The organism is Mycoplasma sp. 3686h, assembly GCF_056781225.1.
This window is the reverse complement of sequence record NZ_CM165562.1, coordinates 780,344-795,771: the sequence shown is the minus strand read 5'-3', so window position 1 is coordinate 795,771 and position 15,428 is coordinate 780,344. Positions and strand designations below refer to the sequence as shown.

Genomic DNA, 15,428 nt, shown 5'->3' with positions numbered 1-15,428 from the left:
TATGTCAATTATTATTTTAGTATTTATTGTATTTATTTTTTGAATTGTTTTAGCAATCTTGCTCATTATGTTATGACCAAGAATTAGCAATTTTGTTTCTAAAAAAATTGTTAAAAGTAAATATCTAAGTTTAGGGACTTCTTCACAAGAACGTTTAATTTATGAATTAAAAGATACAGTGGAATATTTATCGCAAAGAAAAATCGGAGCTTTAATTACACTTGAAAATAACGAAAGTTTAGATAATTTACGTACTGATGGAATTATTTTGAACGCAAATTTATCTAGTTCACTTTTAATAGCTATTTTCAGTAAAGAAAGTCCAATTCACGATGGAGCTGTTATTATTCGCGATAATAAAATTTATTATGCTTCGACTTTTTACAAAATCACTAAAAAAAGCTTGGATAATAGTTTTGGTTCACGGCACCGTGCTGCTCTAGGAATTTCTGAGCAATCAGATGCCACTACTATTGTCGTTTCAGAGGAAAGTGGAGCAATTAGCATTTTAAAAGGTGGTTTAATGACCAAAGTTCCAATTGGTGAATTTAAAGAAACTCTTCTTAAATATATTAAAGATTAAATAATAATACAAATAGGAGGTTGATATGTCTGAAAACAAAACAATACACCCATTAAATGATATTGAAGAACAAATCCTCCTTGAATTAACTGAATTAATTCAAAATAAAAACATTAAAAAAATCCGTGATTTTTTAGATCAATATACACTGGCTGATATTGCGTATGCAACTGAAAGCATAGATCCAAGCTCACAATTATTTTTACTTCGTTCACTAAAAACTGTTGATGCTGCTGAATTATTTTCATATCTAGATGAAAGCGTTCAATTTCAATTGGTTAAGAATTTAACTGAAGATTGAGGAATGAAGCTCTTGCAAGAGCTTCAAACTGATGAGCTTGCTGACATTTTAGAAGACCTTCCAGCTAATTTAACCCGAAAAATTTTAAATGAAACCGATGCTCAAAAACGCGAAAAAATTAATTCGATTTTATCGTATAGCGATGATCAAGTTGGAAGTATTATGTCTGTGGATATTTCCACTCTCACTAATACTTTAACTTGCAAAAAAGCACTAGCAAAAATCCGGCGTGATTATCGCAACAAAGTTGAATTGAACCATCATTTGTTCGTGGTGGATCAAAGAGGAGTATTACTGGGTTCGGTTATGCTTGAAGAAATTGTCTTTTCAGATGAAGATGAGATTATTGATGAAATTTATTCGCCCGTACGTTCGGTATATACATACGATTCCAAAGAAGAAGCAGCCTTGATTTTTGCTGATCAAGATCAATCAGCACTTCCAGTGATTAATCGTGAAAATTATTTAATCGGAATGATTACTTCAGATGATGTTATTGATGTTATTCAAGAAGCGGCAACAGAGGATATTTATAAAATGAGCGGGATTAATCCTGATGCTGCTGAAGAAAGTTATTTAAAAACCACTGTTTGGACTATTGTTAAGTCTCGTATTTTGTGGTTATTAATTTTAATGCTTTCAGCAACCATTAGTCAATTGGTGATTGAAAAATTCACTAATATTAGTGAAAGCGTTTTAATTGAGCATTTAAAAATCAATATTTCAGCAGCTATTATTGTAGCGTTAATTCCGGTTATTTCTGGATCAGCAGGTAATGCTGGTTCCCAAAGTTCAACCACAATTACTAGAGCTACAGCTCTAGGAGAGCTTGAGTTTAAAGATGCAGGAAAAGCAATTCTAAAAGAAGTTAAGGTTGCTTGTATTGTCGGTATTTTAATGTTTGTCTTTAATATTTTAAGACTCTTTTTATACTTTTTAATTTTCGGTACTTCTGGTGCAGATTGAAAAGCATTAACTTTTCTTATTTTCGGAAGCTCAATTTCCTTGTTTTTAGTGGTGATTATCGCTAAAATGTTAGGAACTCTGATTCCAATTGTTGCTGTAAGATTTAAAAAAGATCCAGCAGTTATGTCTGCTCCAATTTTAGCAACCCTTTCAGATGCTATTTCAACCTTAATTTTCTTTGGAATTAATATTGGTATGCTTGCAATGGGTGTTGCTATGGGAATAATATCACAACAAGCAACCGTTTAAGTTGTTTAATAAAAGATATAATATAAATAAGAAAATAATAAAGGAACATATGGAAATTGCAGATATTGAAAAACTTAAATTATTAGCTGAAGAGCTTGAAAAATTGCAACAAGAAGTTAAAATTGTTAAACGAGAAATGAACGATATTGTCCTTGGGACTGAAGTAGAAATTGATGAGGTTTTATCAACTGGTTCACGGGTAACATACAAGAAAATTACTCCCAAACCAAGTTTTAACTATCGACAATACAGTGCTTATTTACATAGTGAAATTCAACGTTCAACTTTAAGTGAAAAAGAATTAGAAAATATTATGCAACAATTCACCGAGCAAAAACCTGATAAATGAAGGTTAAAATTGCAAAAATAGGAGACACATGGGAGATATATTTATTTGAATAGTCTTTGGAGCTTTAGTTTTATTAGTTTTAAGTTTTTTCTTATATAAAGTAATCAAAGATAAAATCGATGCTCGTAAGGAAAAGAAATTACTTGAAGAATTTAAGCTTGAAGCCAAGCAATATGCTCAATCATTAACTATTAGCATTAATCGTTTAATTGAACTAAATCAAGAAGAATTAGATAATTTCCAAGTTAGTGTTGGAGATATGAAAATGAAAGACATTAACTATATTCCAGCTGAATATCTTAAACATTTAATGAATCTAGATAAGTTTAAACGTTTCATTTTACCAAATCCTGAACTCAAAACCTTTGTTCAAAACTTAAACAATCTTAAAGATATTAAGTCAAATTCGTGAATGTCAAAATGTTCCAAAGAAATTACTTTTTTCAAAGAACAAGCTCAAAAAGTGAAAGAAACTGCTTCTGAACAAGTTATTCAAAAAGAGGTTGATTTCCTCGATCAACATTATGCTTTTGAAAAAAGAAAAATAATCGAAAGAAGGTAATATGTCTAAGTTTAAATGAAATCCAAATTGGAAATTAACCAAAAACAACATTCCTAATGTTTTAACTGTAATTAGAATTTGAATGGCTTTTTTATTAACTGCTTTTTTAATTTTTCATGGTTATAAAATCTTTGAAGTAGGTTTTGCACGGTTAGTTAATTATGCCCCTTGAATCTCGTGAATTATGTTTGTTTTTTTCACCATTGCAATTTCCACTGATTTTTTAGACGGATATTTAGCACGAAAATGGAAAACCGTTTCAGATTTTGGAAAGCTTTGGGATCCTTTAGCTGATAAAATTATTACTATTGTTGGATTAATATATTTAATTTTATCAGGGTGATTTAATGTTGGTTTAGCGATTTTAATTATCATTCGTGATTTAATAGTAGATGGAATTAGAATCCAAATGGCACGTCAACAAATGGATGTTAAAGCAAATCAATTAGCCAAAGTTAAAACTTTTTACATTTCTATTTTAATTATTGTAACTTTATTAATTAATGCAATTTTTGGCAGTTTAAATGATGGATATACTAGTTTGAATATCATTAATCAAATTGAAGTCACTAGAGCAACCAAAGCCTTTTCAATTATTGTTTTAATTGGATTAATTGGTGCTGTTGGGATTAGTTATGCATCAGGATACCAATATTTAGATAAGTTCCTTAAAGTTAAAAACAAAACACACCAAACAAAAGATTCAAATGAAAAAAACTAAAAAACTAATTAAATTAATCATTCCTTCAAGCATTATAGCAATGAGTTCACTTGGGGTTATTTCATGTGATAATTTATTTAAAATCAAAAGATTCAGCTATAGTGTGACCGAGTTTAATAACTTTGTCAAACAAGTGGAAGATAGAGCTGCTCAAAGCCCAGAAAATGCTAAAAAGCTTGAATATATGCTTATTCCACTTCATTCTTCGCAAAAAGTTTATCAAAACATTCTAAAACAAATTCAAGAACAGAGTTCAATAAATGGTACTATCGTTCCTGAACAGCAGCAACAAATGTTATCAGCTCAAATTCAAGCCTTATTAGCAGTTGGTAAAAAATTATTAAAAGACATTTTTAGTGGTTTAGTTAAATATAATTCATTACTGGCAGCTGAAGCATACATTATTTTAGATACTCAAAGCAAAACAAATTTCATCGGTCTAACTTCAGGTCAAAAAGCATTACAAAACTATCTTCATAATGAAAAGAACGATGAAAAATTTAGAGAGATTAATAGCAGTGCTTTTTCATATAGACTTACAATTAATCCTTTTCTCGAGGATATTGTAACTAGTTTTTTTGAAACTAAAAAATTAAGTCAAATCTTAAAGGATAGTGAGTATGATGATTTAGTCAGAGAAGTTGCTCAAAAGCAAGAACTATACAATAAATTAGTCGACAAAATTAATAAAAACCAAAAAGTTTTACAATTCGAACTTAAAGAGCTTGAAGAATCAAAATTTGTTGACAAATATAAAAGCAAAGTATCTAAATGAATATTTGAAAATAAAGTAGCTTAAAAAATTAAGCTACTTTATTTGATATTTTCTTCCTAAAATAGTGTTGATTCGTTCTTTGGTGGGTTGGGCGATTAAATAAGTTCCAGCCACAGCAGCATCAGCTCCTGCTTTAAAAACAAGTGGTCCAGTTTGTTCGTTAATTCCACCATCAACTTGAATTAAATATTGATATGCATGAGTTGCTCGGATATTTTTTAACTCTTTAATTTTATCTAGTGCAATGGGTAAAAATTTTTGACCACCCTTACCAGGTTCTACTGACATCACTAAAACTAGCGATAAATGTGGTAAAAATTCTTTAATGCTCTCAACAGGAGTATTGGGTTTAATTGCTAAACCTATTTTTAATTGGTCTTTATTATCAATCAGATAATTTAAAAATTCTTCAGTATCATCAACAATTGCTTCATAGTGAAAAGTAATTAGCTCAACATAATCACTGAGTAAATTAGCATATAAATAAGGGTCTTTAACCATTAAATGAGCATCTTTAAAGTGTTTAGTGGCGTTCTTGTTAATATTAATAATTTCACTCACTTCAATTGCTGTGTTTTGGACAAATTCTCCATCCATAATATCATAATGAATTCACTTAATTCCTTGTGAAATTAAGTGTTCAGCCATTTGTGCACGTCTTTTAGCTTCAACGTTTAATAAACTAGGTGTTACATATTTTTTCATTATCTTTCCTTTTCAACAAGTTGACTTTGTAATTTTAGGTAATTATCATATCGAAATTGAGGAATTAGGCCATTTTTAGTTGCTTGTTTAACTGCACACATATTCATTGCTTCATTAATATGTAAACACGAACGAAATTTACACTGTTGAGCAAGCTTATCAAACTGATCAAAACTTCGAGCTAGCTCGTATTTATCCATATCTAAATCAAGTGATGAAAAACCAGGAGTGTCAATTAAATAACCATTATTAAATTCAGTGATATGAATTGCTCGAGTAGTGTGCTTACCTCTTCCTAAGGCTTTAGAAATAGCTTGAGTTTGATAATTATTATTACTTAATTTATTAATTGTTGTAGTTTTTCCAACTCCAGTTTGTCCCATAAATACTGAGTATTTGTCTTTAAATAGATCTTGAACTTGTTCAATATAGCTTGGATTTGTATTGTTAATTAAATAACATTGATAACCCATTTGTTCATATTCATGAACAAAATGTCTGTCTTGTTCTAAATCAGCTTTAGTGAAAAATAAAATTGGAGTGATTTTTTTATTTTCCACAATTGATAAATACTTATCTAATAAGAAAGAGCTAAATTGGGGTTCTTTAAATGACATAAGCAAAATCATTTGATCAATGTTAGCAACTTTTGGACGAATAAACTCATTTTTTCGGTCTAAAATTTTACTTACTTGATTATTTTCAACAATTACATCATCCCCAACTAAAGGAGTTAAATTTAAATATCTTAACTTACCAGCACCACTGATTTTAATAAAAGAATTATCTTGTAATTTGACGGTATAAATTCCACCAATAATACTAAAAATTTTTCCTATCATTTATTCCTTATTTGACATTGAAGAGCATTACAATCAAGAAAATAATAATGATTAAAACAATTATTAAAATTCCAAAAACTAAAAATTTATTTGAAGCAAAAAATAAATCTTTAGTTTTTTGCACCTGCATTGTTTTCATATTAACTGGATTTTGTGCTTTTCCTTCTGGGGTAAGAGCTTTAGTTAAGTCTTTATTAAACTCCCAAACACTTTCATAACGTTTCTGAGGATCTTTGGCTACAGCACGTGCAAGAATGTTATAAATTGACCATGGGACATCTATAAACTCACGAATATTGGGGAAGTTCTTTTCTTTATGCATTTTAATGGTCTCATATTCGTCTTTCCCTTTAAAAGGATATTGACCAGTTAGCATTTCAAAAAAAACAATCCCTAAAGCATATATATCTACTGCTTTAGTAATTTTATAGTTAATTTCAGGAGCTGCATAATATGGAGAGCAAACAATTGTACTAGTTTTGGTGATACGTTGCGAATCAGGAGTGAGTGAAATACCTAAATCAACAATCTTAATTTCTTGCTGTTCAGTTACGATAATGTTTTGACTTTTAATATCACGATGAATGATATTAAAAGCGTGCAATTCTCCTATACCTTCATTAATTTGTTTCATGTAATTAATCGCTCTACGAGTGTCTAAACGACCTTTTTTGCTTAAAATCTCGCTTAATGTTTCTCCTTGAATATATTCCATCACATAGAACATTTCAGCATGGTCTTGATAGAATTCTTCAAACTTAGGAATAGCTTTGCTCTTGATTTTGTCGAGCAATTGTGCTTCGGATTTAAAGCGAGTTGCATTGCTTGTATCCATAGCGTTTTTGTAGTATTTAAGAGCAAATTTAGCTTGAGGATTATCTTTCGAATGAACCAAAAATACTGAACCTGCACCACCTGAACCGATTAATTTTTCAATGTAGTATTTTTGGTAAACTTTTGAACTTTCTAAAATATATTTATTTTGCATTTACCCTCTGAGATGAATAATGATTGCACTCATATTATCGGTGGATTCAGCTAATTGAGCTTGTTGCAATAATTCTTGTATTTGTTGTTCGGGTTCTAATTTTTTGTTAATAATTTGCTCCATTTCCATATGGTATAAAAACGCATGCACTCCATCACTAGTGATGAGTAATTTATTAATTTTTTGATAAGTATCACCTTCAATTTCTTCAAAATGGATTGTAGTTTTAATATTTAAACCAACCGCTGAAGTTAAATATGATGCTAATGGATTGTTTTTAGCAACTTCAACTTCATATCCTTCTTGGATTAATTTATTTTCAACATTATTATCCTTAGTTGCTTGCAATAAATTCCCATTATTTGTGAAAACATATACTCTCGAATCTCCTGAATTAAAGAGCAAAATTTTATTTTCTGTAGGTAAAATGATTGCTCCAGTTAATGTAGTTCCCATGTTTTGGGTGATTTTATTTTGATAAGCAGCTTTTTTAATTAAAGTGCGACATTGTAAAACAGTTTGATCAACCCATTGCTCAATTTGTGTAAATTCAGTGAATTTAAAGTTTTTCTGAAAGCTAATTCCAAATTCAGATACAACAATATTAGCGGCTATATCTCCACCTGAATACCCACCAATTCCATCGCAAAGAATTGCTAAAGTAGCTCATTCATTTTCAAAAACACCAATACGATCATCGTTCTTTGAACGATAATTTCCTTTAATTGACTTACTTGCTATTTTCATTAATTCCTAATTCTTTGTGTAAAATTGTGCGTATTTGTTCTGCTGCACGCTCAGGAATATCATTGATTATTCTGTATTTGAAAATACTTGCTTCACCTAGTTCTTCGATAGCTTTATTTAAGCGATCTTGAATAACTTTTTCAGTTTCAGTTCCACGTTTGATAATTCGTTTTTTTAATTCTTCAACTGAAGGAGGCTCAAGAAAAATAGTAATGAGATTGTAATTATGCTCATTTGATTCAAGAAGTTTTTCAATAACTTGTTTGGCACCTCTGGTTTCAATTTCTAACATTGGGACACGATTTTTTGCATGGATTTTATCTAACTCAGAATATAAAGTTCCATAATAATTATTAAAATGGTATGAAAACTCAAGGAACTTGCGTGATTTGATTTTATCTCTAAAATCTTCTGTGCTTATGAAATGGTAGTGAAGTCCATTGATTTCACCTTCTCTTGGTTTTCTTGTTGTTGCAGAACAAGATAAATATAAATTAAGTTCCTCAAAGTCAAATAATAATCTTTCTACAGTACCTTTTCCAACTCCACTTGGCCCTGTAAAAATAATAATCGGTTTACCTTTTTGTGCCATAATTGTACTTTATTATACTATTTTTTGAAGAGAAAAAAACTGCTTTAAATTAATATAAAAGCAAAATTCTAGTAAAATTATATAACAATAGGTGGTGCAATGTTTTTTATATATTATAAACCTTCCAATACTTTTGCAAATCAAGCAGTTCGCAAAATTGGAAGAGAATTATTCACTAAAAAAATTGGTCATAGCGGAACATTAGATCCATTAGCAAGTGGATTGATGCTAATTGCAACGAATGCTGACACTAAACTTTTACAATACATTGATCACACTGATAAAACCTATATTGCCGAGTGCAAATTCTTTTACACTAGCTTATCTCTTGATAATTATAACTGCAAACCACAATTTACGCAAAGAATAGAATTTAGTCTTGAACAACTTGAACAATCTATTGAGCATGTTGCTAAACAAACTGAACAAATTCCACCCAAATTGAGTGCTAAAAAAATTAAAGGCAAGCGAGCTTATGATTTGTTTAGACAAAATAAAGACTTTGAACTTAAACCTCAATCGATTAAAATTCATTATTTAAAATTAATTAATTTTGACTCGCGAAAATACACCGCTAGATTTGAAATGAAAATTTCTCAAGGTGGGTATGTTCGTTCAATATTAAGAGATATTGCAAGTTTCTTAGGGACTACTTGTGTAATGACTAAATTAATACGCACAAAAATTGGGGATATTGAGCTAAAAAAATTAGCTAAAAATGAATATAAACCAATTAGTTTTAAAAAATTAATTAATTTACCTTGATTTGAAATTGATAAAATTCAAGAAATTAGACTTAAAAACGGTAATGAATTTGAGATTTTTAAAAAGAATGGAAAATATTTAATTACCAAAAATTCAGAGATTATTTCCATTGGACAAGTTAAGAATAACAAATATTATCCAAAAAAAGTATTTGTGGAAAGGTTTTAAATGAAGACATTAGAAGGAAAAATTAAAATAGCAGCTTTTGATGTTGATGGGACATTGCTTCCTAATGCTCATATTAAATTCAGTGAGCACATCAAAGACATGTTTAAACAATTAAGAGCAAAAAACATCATCACTGTATTAGCTACAGCTAGAGAATTTGCTACTATTGGGGATTTTTTAGAACAATTGCAACCTGATTATTTTATCGGCTCAAATGGTTCATTTATTTGAGATGTTGCTAAGAAAGAATTTATTTTCAAAAGAACCTTAATCAAAGAAGAAGTGATTGATGTTTATCATTATTTTAAAAATGATATTCGAGGAATGTCAATTTCAGATTTTGATAAAGTATTTAAATCACCAACCCTAAATTTAGATAGTTGATTTATCGGTCCAAATGCTCATAATTATCACGATTTTGATGAAGAGTTATTAAGTCATGAAAATTTATTCCTAATTACAATTAATCGAGAAAATCCGCAAGAATTAGTTCAAAAAATAAATCAATATATTCAAGAAAATAATTTTTCAATGGAAGTTAATTCAATATGAACTAAAGGTTTATTTATACTACCTAAAAATATTAATAAATTTTATACACTAAATTTATTGTGTCAAAAATTAGGAATTGATAATGAGCAATTAATTACTTTTGGTGATGGTTCAAATGATTATGAAATGATTCGTGATGCAGGGTATGGAGTTGCAATGGAACGTGCCTCAGAAAAGCTTAAACAAGTAGCTAAAGACGTGGCACTTGATTGTGAATATGATGGAGTTTATTTAAAACTTAAAGAACTTAAAATTATTTAGTCTATGATTATTTATAACATTGATAATTTTCAAATTCAACCCAATGATAGTTTTATTATCGGTTCATTTGAAGCGTTTCATATGGGTCACTTTCAGTTACTTAAAAATATTTCCACAAATTCAGGGAGAAAAATCATCATATGCTTTAATAATGAAGAATTCATGCCTAAATTTGGGAAAGCGTTTTTTACTGATAATTTTGCTAAATATACCATCTTGTCTTCGCTAGGAATTAATGCAGTGATTGAGTTAAATTTTTCCAAAATTTCATTAATGGATGGCAAAGACTTTTTGCTCAAAATTTTTAAAAATAAACCAGTTCACATTACTGTAGGTAAGGATTTTAGATTTGGCCGGGGAGCTAAATACATAGCTCAAGATATTGAAAAGATTCTTCCAAAAGCAAAAGTTAATATAATAGACTTATATAAAATTCAGGGTGTGAAAATTAGTACTAAAGACCTAAAAGACCTTTTAGAATTTGGAGATATTGAAAAACTTAATTTATTGTTACCAAAAAACTATGCTTTTTCTGGTCACTTTAAATCACCTAATCTTATTCAAGTTCACGACAAACTTTCTTCAATTCATACTGGAATTTATATTGTTTTGATAAAAAGTCCAATTATGGTCTATTACGGTATCTTGCATCAGAGTTTAGATAAAAACAGATACCTTCATTTAATCGATAGAGACATTAAATTTCCTCAAAATCAAAGATTAATAATTGAAGTACTTACTAAATTAAAAATTATTACATCTAAACCTCAGGACATGGTCACTGAACAAGATTTACAAGAAGCAAAAACTTATTTTATTAAAAATAAAAACTTGATATAATTACATTACAAATTTAGAACATAAATTTTAAACTTGGTTAAAATAGAAATTTTAGCTATGTTTAAAACATAATTAAGGAGATAATTATGGTTACAAAAGAAAAAAAAGCTGAATTAGTTGCTAAATATGGAAAAAATCCTAAAGACACTGGGAATTCATTTGTTCAAATTGCTATCTTAACCGAAGATATTGAACTTTTAAAACCACATTTTAAAAACAATCCAAAAGATAACCACTCAAAAAGAGGATTTTTAGCAAAAATCGCAAAGCGTAAAGTGTTATTGCAACACCTTAAAAAATCTAATCCAGCTGAATACTTAAGATGTCTTGAAGAACTTAATCTTCGTAAATAATAAGTGCTTTAGGCACTTTTTGTTTGCGATTGAAGACTTAAAAAGTGGAAAAATCCCACAAAAGTTTTATTTTTCAATTTTTTAATTAAAATAATATTAACTAACTGAATGGAGTTAGTATGGAAGATAAACAAAAATTAATCAAAGATACCTTAAAAGAAATTGAAAAACGTTTTGGAACTGAATCAATTATGATTTTAGGAGATGTTCCTTATGGAGAAACTGAAGTTTTTTCCACAGGTAGCTATGTACTAAATAAATTATTAGGAATTAATGGGTTTCCTAAAGGTCGAGTAATTGAGATTTATGGTCCTGAATCTTGTGGCAAAACAACTTTATCACTGCATGCAATTGCTGAAGTACAAAAAAACGGTGGAATAGCTGCTTTTATTGATGCTGAGCATTCAATTGACCCTGTTTATGCACAAAATATAGGAGTAAACGTTGATACATTACTTTTATCGCAACCCGATTCAGGTGAGCAAGCACTTGAAATTGTTGATTTATTAGCTAAAAGCGGACATGTAGATTTAATTGTTGTAGATTCAGTAGCTGCATTAGTTCCTGAAGCCGAATTAAATGGAGAGATGAAGGATCAACAAATTGGTCTCCAAGCAAGATTAATGTCTAAAGCACTAAGAAAAATCACTGCAAGTTTAAATAAAAATAAAACAACTGTGATTTTTATTAATCAAATCAGAGAAAAAGTTGGTGTAATTTTTGGAAATCCAGAAACCACCACCGGTGGACGAGCATTAAAATTTTATTCATCAATTCGAGTTGAAGTAAGAAAAGGTTCAGTCCTAGGTGAAGGTAAAGATTCAATTGGGAATGAAGTTAAATTTAAAGTAGTAAAAAATAAACTTTCAGCTCCATATAAAGTGGGTGTAAGCGAAATTTTATTCTCTCGTGGAATTGATACCTTAGGTGAAATTATTGATCTGAGTGTGGAAAATGGTAATTTAGTTAAAAAAGGTGCTTGATATTCTTATGAAGGTAAGAATGTGGCTCAAGGTAAAAAAGCCATGAAGGATTATCTTGTTGATAATCCTGATATTAAAAACAAGTTAAGCTCTAGTTTATAAACTAATGCAAGAAATAAACCTAGTTTATCTTTAAAATGTTAAAATTAATAAGCTATTATGAAGATTATTTCTAACAATAAAAAAGCATTTCGAGATTATGAAATTTTAGACAAATATGAAGCAGGAATTTCGCTTCTTGGCTGAGAGGTAAAATCTTGTCGAGCTAATCAAGTTGATTTATCGAATGCTTATTGCTCAATTTATAAAAATGAAATCTTTTTAAAAGAAGCTCATTTTAATAAATATATGCTTTTAAAAGTTGATGAACTTCGTGATAGAAAATTATTACTTCACAAAAACGAAATCAGAAAGATTAAATTCTCTTTAGATACACAACCCATCACTTTAATCCCTTTAAAAATGTATTTTAAAGCAGGTAAAATTAAGGTCGAAATAGGACTTGCTAAGGGTCTTAAAAAGTATGATAAAAGAGAAAAAATCGCTAAAGAAGAAACTCAAAAAAGGCTTCAAAAGGTAATTAAAAACTACCTTTAAACGGGGATGTAATGGTTTCGACAGGTGTAGGTTCTTGTATGTTGCAGTGGTGTGGTTCACCTTAAAAACTTCTAGGTTCCAATAAACGGAAAATCTGAAAAAGTTTCACCATCAATGATGGTACAAAATCAAAGCTTTGCTTACGCATTTTAATTAGCGTCAAAGTCGTTTATCTAAAACTCCTTTATTAGGTAAATGGGTCTTAAAGGATAGTGGTTAAAGTGACGTTTTATCCACGAACATCAGTCAAAGTTGTAAATTAGATTTTGTTAGTTTAGAGATTTATAACTTAATAAAATTAACTAAACTGTAGAAGCATATTAGCATTTGCATGTGGACACGGGTTCGACTCCCGTCATCTCCACCATTGAATAAATGGTCTGATACAAATGTATTAGACTTTTTTGTTACTCAATATTATTTAATACAATATGAAAATACCAATATCAAATAATTTTTCATTATTTTTAATTAAATTTGATTTTTTCAGTCCGTGACTTGATTTAAATATTTATAATAAGAGTACAGCTTATTTCACAATAATGTTGTAGATAGAAAATTGTAAAAATATGTTTATTTCACATGAAGAATTTAACGAAATTGTTAGCAAACATCTAAAAGAGGGAACTGATTTTTATTATTTATTATTAATTAAAATTATTAATACTCCATCTAGATTTTCAGGTTTGTTTAGATTGTCAAATGCAAAACAAAAATTACTTCAAAATATATCCCAAAGTCGCGAGATAAAATTTGGGGATATTTTAGAAGAAATAACAACTAAATATATTCAAAAGCTCGGATACACTATTTTTAATAAACAATTAATCAATAACAAAAACAAAATGTATTTAAATATCGATCAATATTTTGGAGATGAAAATTCGATTTATGTTGTCGAAATGAAAGTGCGTGACGATCACGATAGTTCTAAAAAAAGAGGACAATACGAAAATTTTGTTCATAAATTAGATTTAATTAAATCCATACATAAAAACAGAGTAATAAAAGCATCTATGTGATTTGTTGATGATAAACTTACAAAAAATAAAAACTATTACCTTAAGCAAATGAAAGCAAATGAATTCAACAATATAGAAATGAATTTGTATTATGGTGGAGAATTCTTTAATTCTTTAAATAATCAACATATTTGAGATGAACTTAAAAAGCATTTAACTAATTATAAGAAACAGAATCGAACAGTTGAATTTACAGTTCCGGATTTTGGTAGTAGTCCAGAGGTTTTGGACGCATTAGTTAAGTTACCAGAAAAGGAATGATTAAAATTAAATTCAAATAAAGAAGATTACGTTTTAATTAGGGAAGAGCTATTTTACTCTGGAAATAACTTAGAATTAGCAAAACAAAGACGCTTATTACAAAACGATAAAAACAATTAAGGAGGACATATGGAATTAAAAAATAAAATTTTACTCGGTGATAATCTTGAAATTATGCAACATATTCCTGATAAAACTTTTGATTTTTGTTTCGCAGATCCTCCTTATTTTATGCAAATTGAACAAGGTAAGAAACTCTACAGAGTTGAAGGAACTGAATTTAACGGGTGTGATGATGATTGAGATAAATTTCCTTCAATGGAAGAATATAAAAAGTTTACTTATGATTGATTATCACAAGTTAAAAGAGTACTTAAAGATGATGGTACCATCTGTTTGATTTCAGGAATGCAATCCATTTATGAAATTGGTTCAATTCTAAGAGAGCTTGGTTTTTGAGTCATTAACGATATTATTTGAAAGAAAACTAATCCTACCCCCAATTTTGCCGGAACAAGATTAAATAATAGCCACGAGACTTTAATCTGAGCATCAAAAAGCAAAAAAAGTAAATTTACATTTAATTATAAAACAGGTAAATTCTTAAACAACGGAAAACAAATGGGTTCGATTTGAGAATTTCCTGTTTGCTCAGGGAATGAACGTTTAAAAGATGAAAATGGAAATAAATTTCATACCACTCAAAAACCTGAAGCATTACTTTATAGAGTTATTGCACTATTTACTAAACCAAACGATCTAATTCTAGACCCATTTGGTGGTTCAATGACTACAGGATCAGTAGCCAAAAAGATGGGAAGAAACTTCACCATGATCGAAAGAGATTCTAAATACATAAAATTAGGACAAAAGAGAATTGATGATTCAATTCCTCAAATTGGAGATGTTGAAAAAGCAATCTTTGATGACAAACCCTTAAAAGTTACTTTTAAAGAAATGGTTAAAGAAGAATATTTCAAACTCAAAGAAGCTTTTTATCATAAAAATGGTGAGCAAGCGATTTTATATGATGAAAATGGTCGATTAGAATACAAAGAAAACATTTTGTCAATGCATGAAATTAGCGCTCAAATGATGGAACGCAAAAGACGAGTTAATGCTTTTGATTACTTATATGTTATAAGAAACGGTATCAAGGTTTCTATCAATCAAATTAGACAAGAATATCGAAACGACAAAATTAAGGTTATGTTTAATAAAATTTAGTTATTATTTTTTGAGCTTT

General features: G+C 29.1%; 19 protein-coding genes and 1 other RNA gene. 15 read left to right on the top strand and 5 right to left on the bottom strand.

The features are described from left to right. The first annotated feature begins 1 nt into the window (after window position 1). Genes AC1RP9_RS03195 through AC1RP9_RS03170 form a run of 6 tightly spaced genes read left to right on the top strand, consistent with a single transcriptional unit; the run spans window position 2 to window position 4,530 of the window. Window positions 2-583, top strand: coding sequence for a diadenylate cyclase (locus AC1RP9_RS03195; RefSeq protein WP_481822104.1), 582 nt, complete (start codon window positions 2-4; stop codon window positions 581-583). Between the two features lie 25 nt (window positions 584-608). After that, window positions 609-2,099, top strand: a complete 1,491-nt coding sequence (gene mgtE, locus AC1RP9_RS03190) for a magnesium transporter (protein WP_481822102.1) — start codon at window positions 609-611, stop codon at window positions 2,097-2,099. Between the two features lie 49 nt (window positions 2,100-2,148). Beyond that, window positions 2,149-2,469 (top strand): hypothetical protein, encoded by a 321-nt coding sequence (locus AC1RP9_RS03185; RefSeq protein ID WP_481822100.1) that lies wholly within the window; start codon window positions 2,149-2,151, stop codon window positions 2,467-2,469. A gap of 7 nt (window positions 2,470-2,476) precedes the next feature. After that, window positions 2,477-3,010, top strand: coding sequence for an MHJ_0274 family protein (locus tag AC1RP9_RS03180; protein WP_481822098.1), 534 nt, complete (start codon window positions 2,477-2,479; stop codon window positions 3,008-3,010). 1 nt (window position 3,011) lies between these two features. Next, on the top strand, window positions 3,012-3,731 hold the full coding sequence (gene pgsA, locus AC1RP9_RS03175; protein WP_481822096.1) for a CDP-diacylglycerol--glycerol-3-phosphate 3-phosphatidyltransferase: 720 nt from the start codon (window positions 3,012-3,014) through the stop codon (window positions 3,729-3,731). Then, window positions 3,718-4,530 (top strand): hypothetical protein, encoded by an 813-nt coding sequence (locus tag AC1RP9_RS03170; protein ID WP_481822094.1) that lies wholly within the window; start codon window positions 3,718-3,720, stop codon window positions 4,528-4,530. Before pgsA ends, AC1RP9_RS03170 begins: the two co-directional genes overlap by 14 nt. 9 nt (window positions 4,531-4,539) lie before the next feature. Here AC1RP9_RS03170 and AC1RP9_RS03165 read toward each other — a convergent pair whose 3' ends face one another. The 5 genes from AC1RP9_RS03165 to gmk are packed head-to-tail and all read right to left on the bottom strand — an operon-like array spanning window position 4,540 to window position 8,380. Next, complete coding sequence (locus tag AC1RP9_RS03165) at window positions 4,540-5,211, bottom strand: ribulose-phosphate 3-epimerase (RefSeq protein ID WP_481822092.1); 672 nt, start codon at window positions 5,209-5,211, stop codon at window positions 4,540-4,542. Further along, complete coding sequence (gene rsgA / locus AC1RP9_RS03160) at window positions 5,211-6,053, bottom strand: ribosome small subunit-dependent GTPase A (protein ID WP_481822090.1); 843 nt, start codon at window positions 6,051-6,053, stop codon at window positions 5,211-5,213. The genes AC1RP9_RS03165 and rsgA overlap by 1 nt, the downstream gene beginning before the upstream one ends. A 7-nt stretch (window positions 6,054-6,060) precedes the next feature. Next, a complete protein-coding gene (locus tag AC1RP9_RS03155; RefSeq protein ID WP_481822088.1) occupies window positions 6,061-7,041 on the bottom strand; it encodes a serine/threonine-protein kinase in 981 nt (326 codons plus the stop codon). Further along, entirely contained in the window at window positions 7,042-7,788 is a 747-nt protein-coding gene (locus tag AC1RP9_RS03150; protein ID WP_481822086.1) for a PP2C family protein-serine/threonine phosphatase, read from the bottom strand. Beyond that, entirely contained in the window at window positions 7,772-8,380 is a 609-nt protein-coding gene (gene gmk / locus AC1RP9_RS03145; protein ID WP_481822084.1) for a guanylate kinase, read from the bottom strand. Before gmk ends, AC1RP9_RS03150 begins: the two co-directional genes overlap by 17 nt. A gap of 99 nt (window positions 8,381-8,479) precedes the next feature. On the opposite strand from gmk, the gene AC1RP9_RS03140 reads away from it, so the two are divergent. From AC1RP9_RS03140 to AC1RP9_RS03100, 9 genes are all read left to right on the top strand, one after another. Beyond that, window positions 8,480-9,313: a hypothetical protein gene (locus AC1RP9_RS03140; protein WP_481822082.1), complete on the top strand. Its 834-nt coding sequence runs from the start codon at window positions 8,480-8,482 to the stop codon at window positions 9,311-9,313. Continuing rightward, window positions 9,314-10,126, top strand: a complete 813-nt coding sequence (locus AC1RP9_RS03135) for a YcsE-related riboflavin metabolism phosphatase (RefSeq protein WP_481822080.1) — start codon at window positions 9,314-9,316, stop codon at window positions 10,124-10,126. Between the two features lie 3 nt (window positions 10,127-10,129). After that, entirely contained in the window at window positions 10,130-10,966 is an 837-nt protein-coding gene (locus AC1RP9_RS03130) for an FAD synthase (protein WP_481822078.1), read from the top strand. A gap of 86 nt (window positions 10,967-11,052) precedes the next feature. After that, entirely contained in the window at window positions 11,053-11,319 is a 267-nt protein-coding gene (gene rpsO, locus AC1RP9_RS03125) for a 30S ribosomal protein S15 (RefSeq protein ID WP_257043406.1), read from the top strand. Between the two features lie 119 nt (window positions 11,320-11,438). After that, window positions 11,439-12,404: a recombinase RecA gene (gene recA, locus AC1RP9_RS03120; RefSeq protein ID WP_481822076.1), complete on the top strand. Its 966-nt coding sequence runs from the start codon at window positions 11,439-11,441 to the stop codon at window positions 12,402-12,404. 57 nt (window positions 12,405-12,461) lie between these two features. After that, window positions 12,462-12,899 carry an SsrA-binding protein SmpB gene (gene smpB, locus AC1RP9_RS03115; RefSeq protein WP_481822074.1) on the top strand — a complete coding sequence of 146 codons (438 nt, stop codon included), beginning with the start codon at window positions 12,462-12,464 and terminating at the stop codon, window positions 12,897-12,899. Window positions 12,900-12,901: 2 nt separating this feature from the next. Then, window positions 12,902-13,266, top strand: a transfer-messenger RNA (tmRNA) gene (gene ssrA, locus AC1RP9_RS03110). Between the two features lie 202 nt (window positions 13,267-13,468). After that, window positions 13,469-14,302, top strand: a complete 834-nt coding sequence (locus AC1RP9_RS03105) for an HpyAIV family type II restriction enzyme (RefSeq protein WP_481822072.1) — start codon at window positions 13,469-13,471, stop codon at window positions 14,300-14,302. Between the two features lie 9 nt (window positions 14,303-14,311). After that, window positions 14,312-15,409: a DNA-methyltransferase gene (locus AC1RP9_RS03100; protein ID WP_481822070.1), complete on the top strand. Its 1,098-nt coding sequence runs from the start codon at window positions 14,312-14,314 to the stop codon at window positions 15,407-15,409. Window positions 15,410-15,428: the final 19 nt, after the last annotated feature.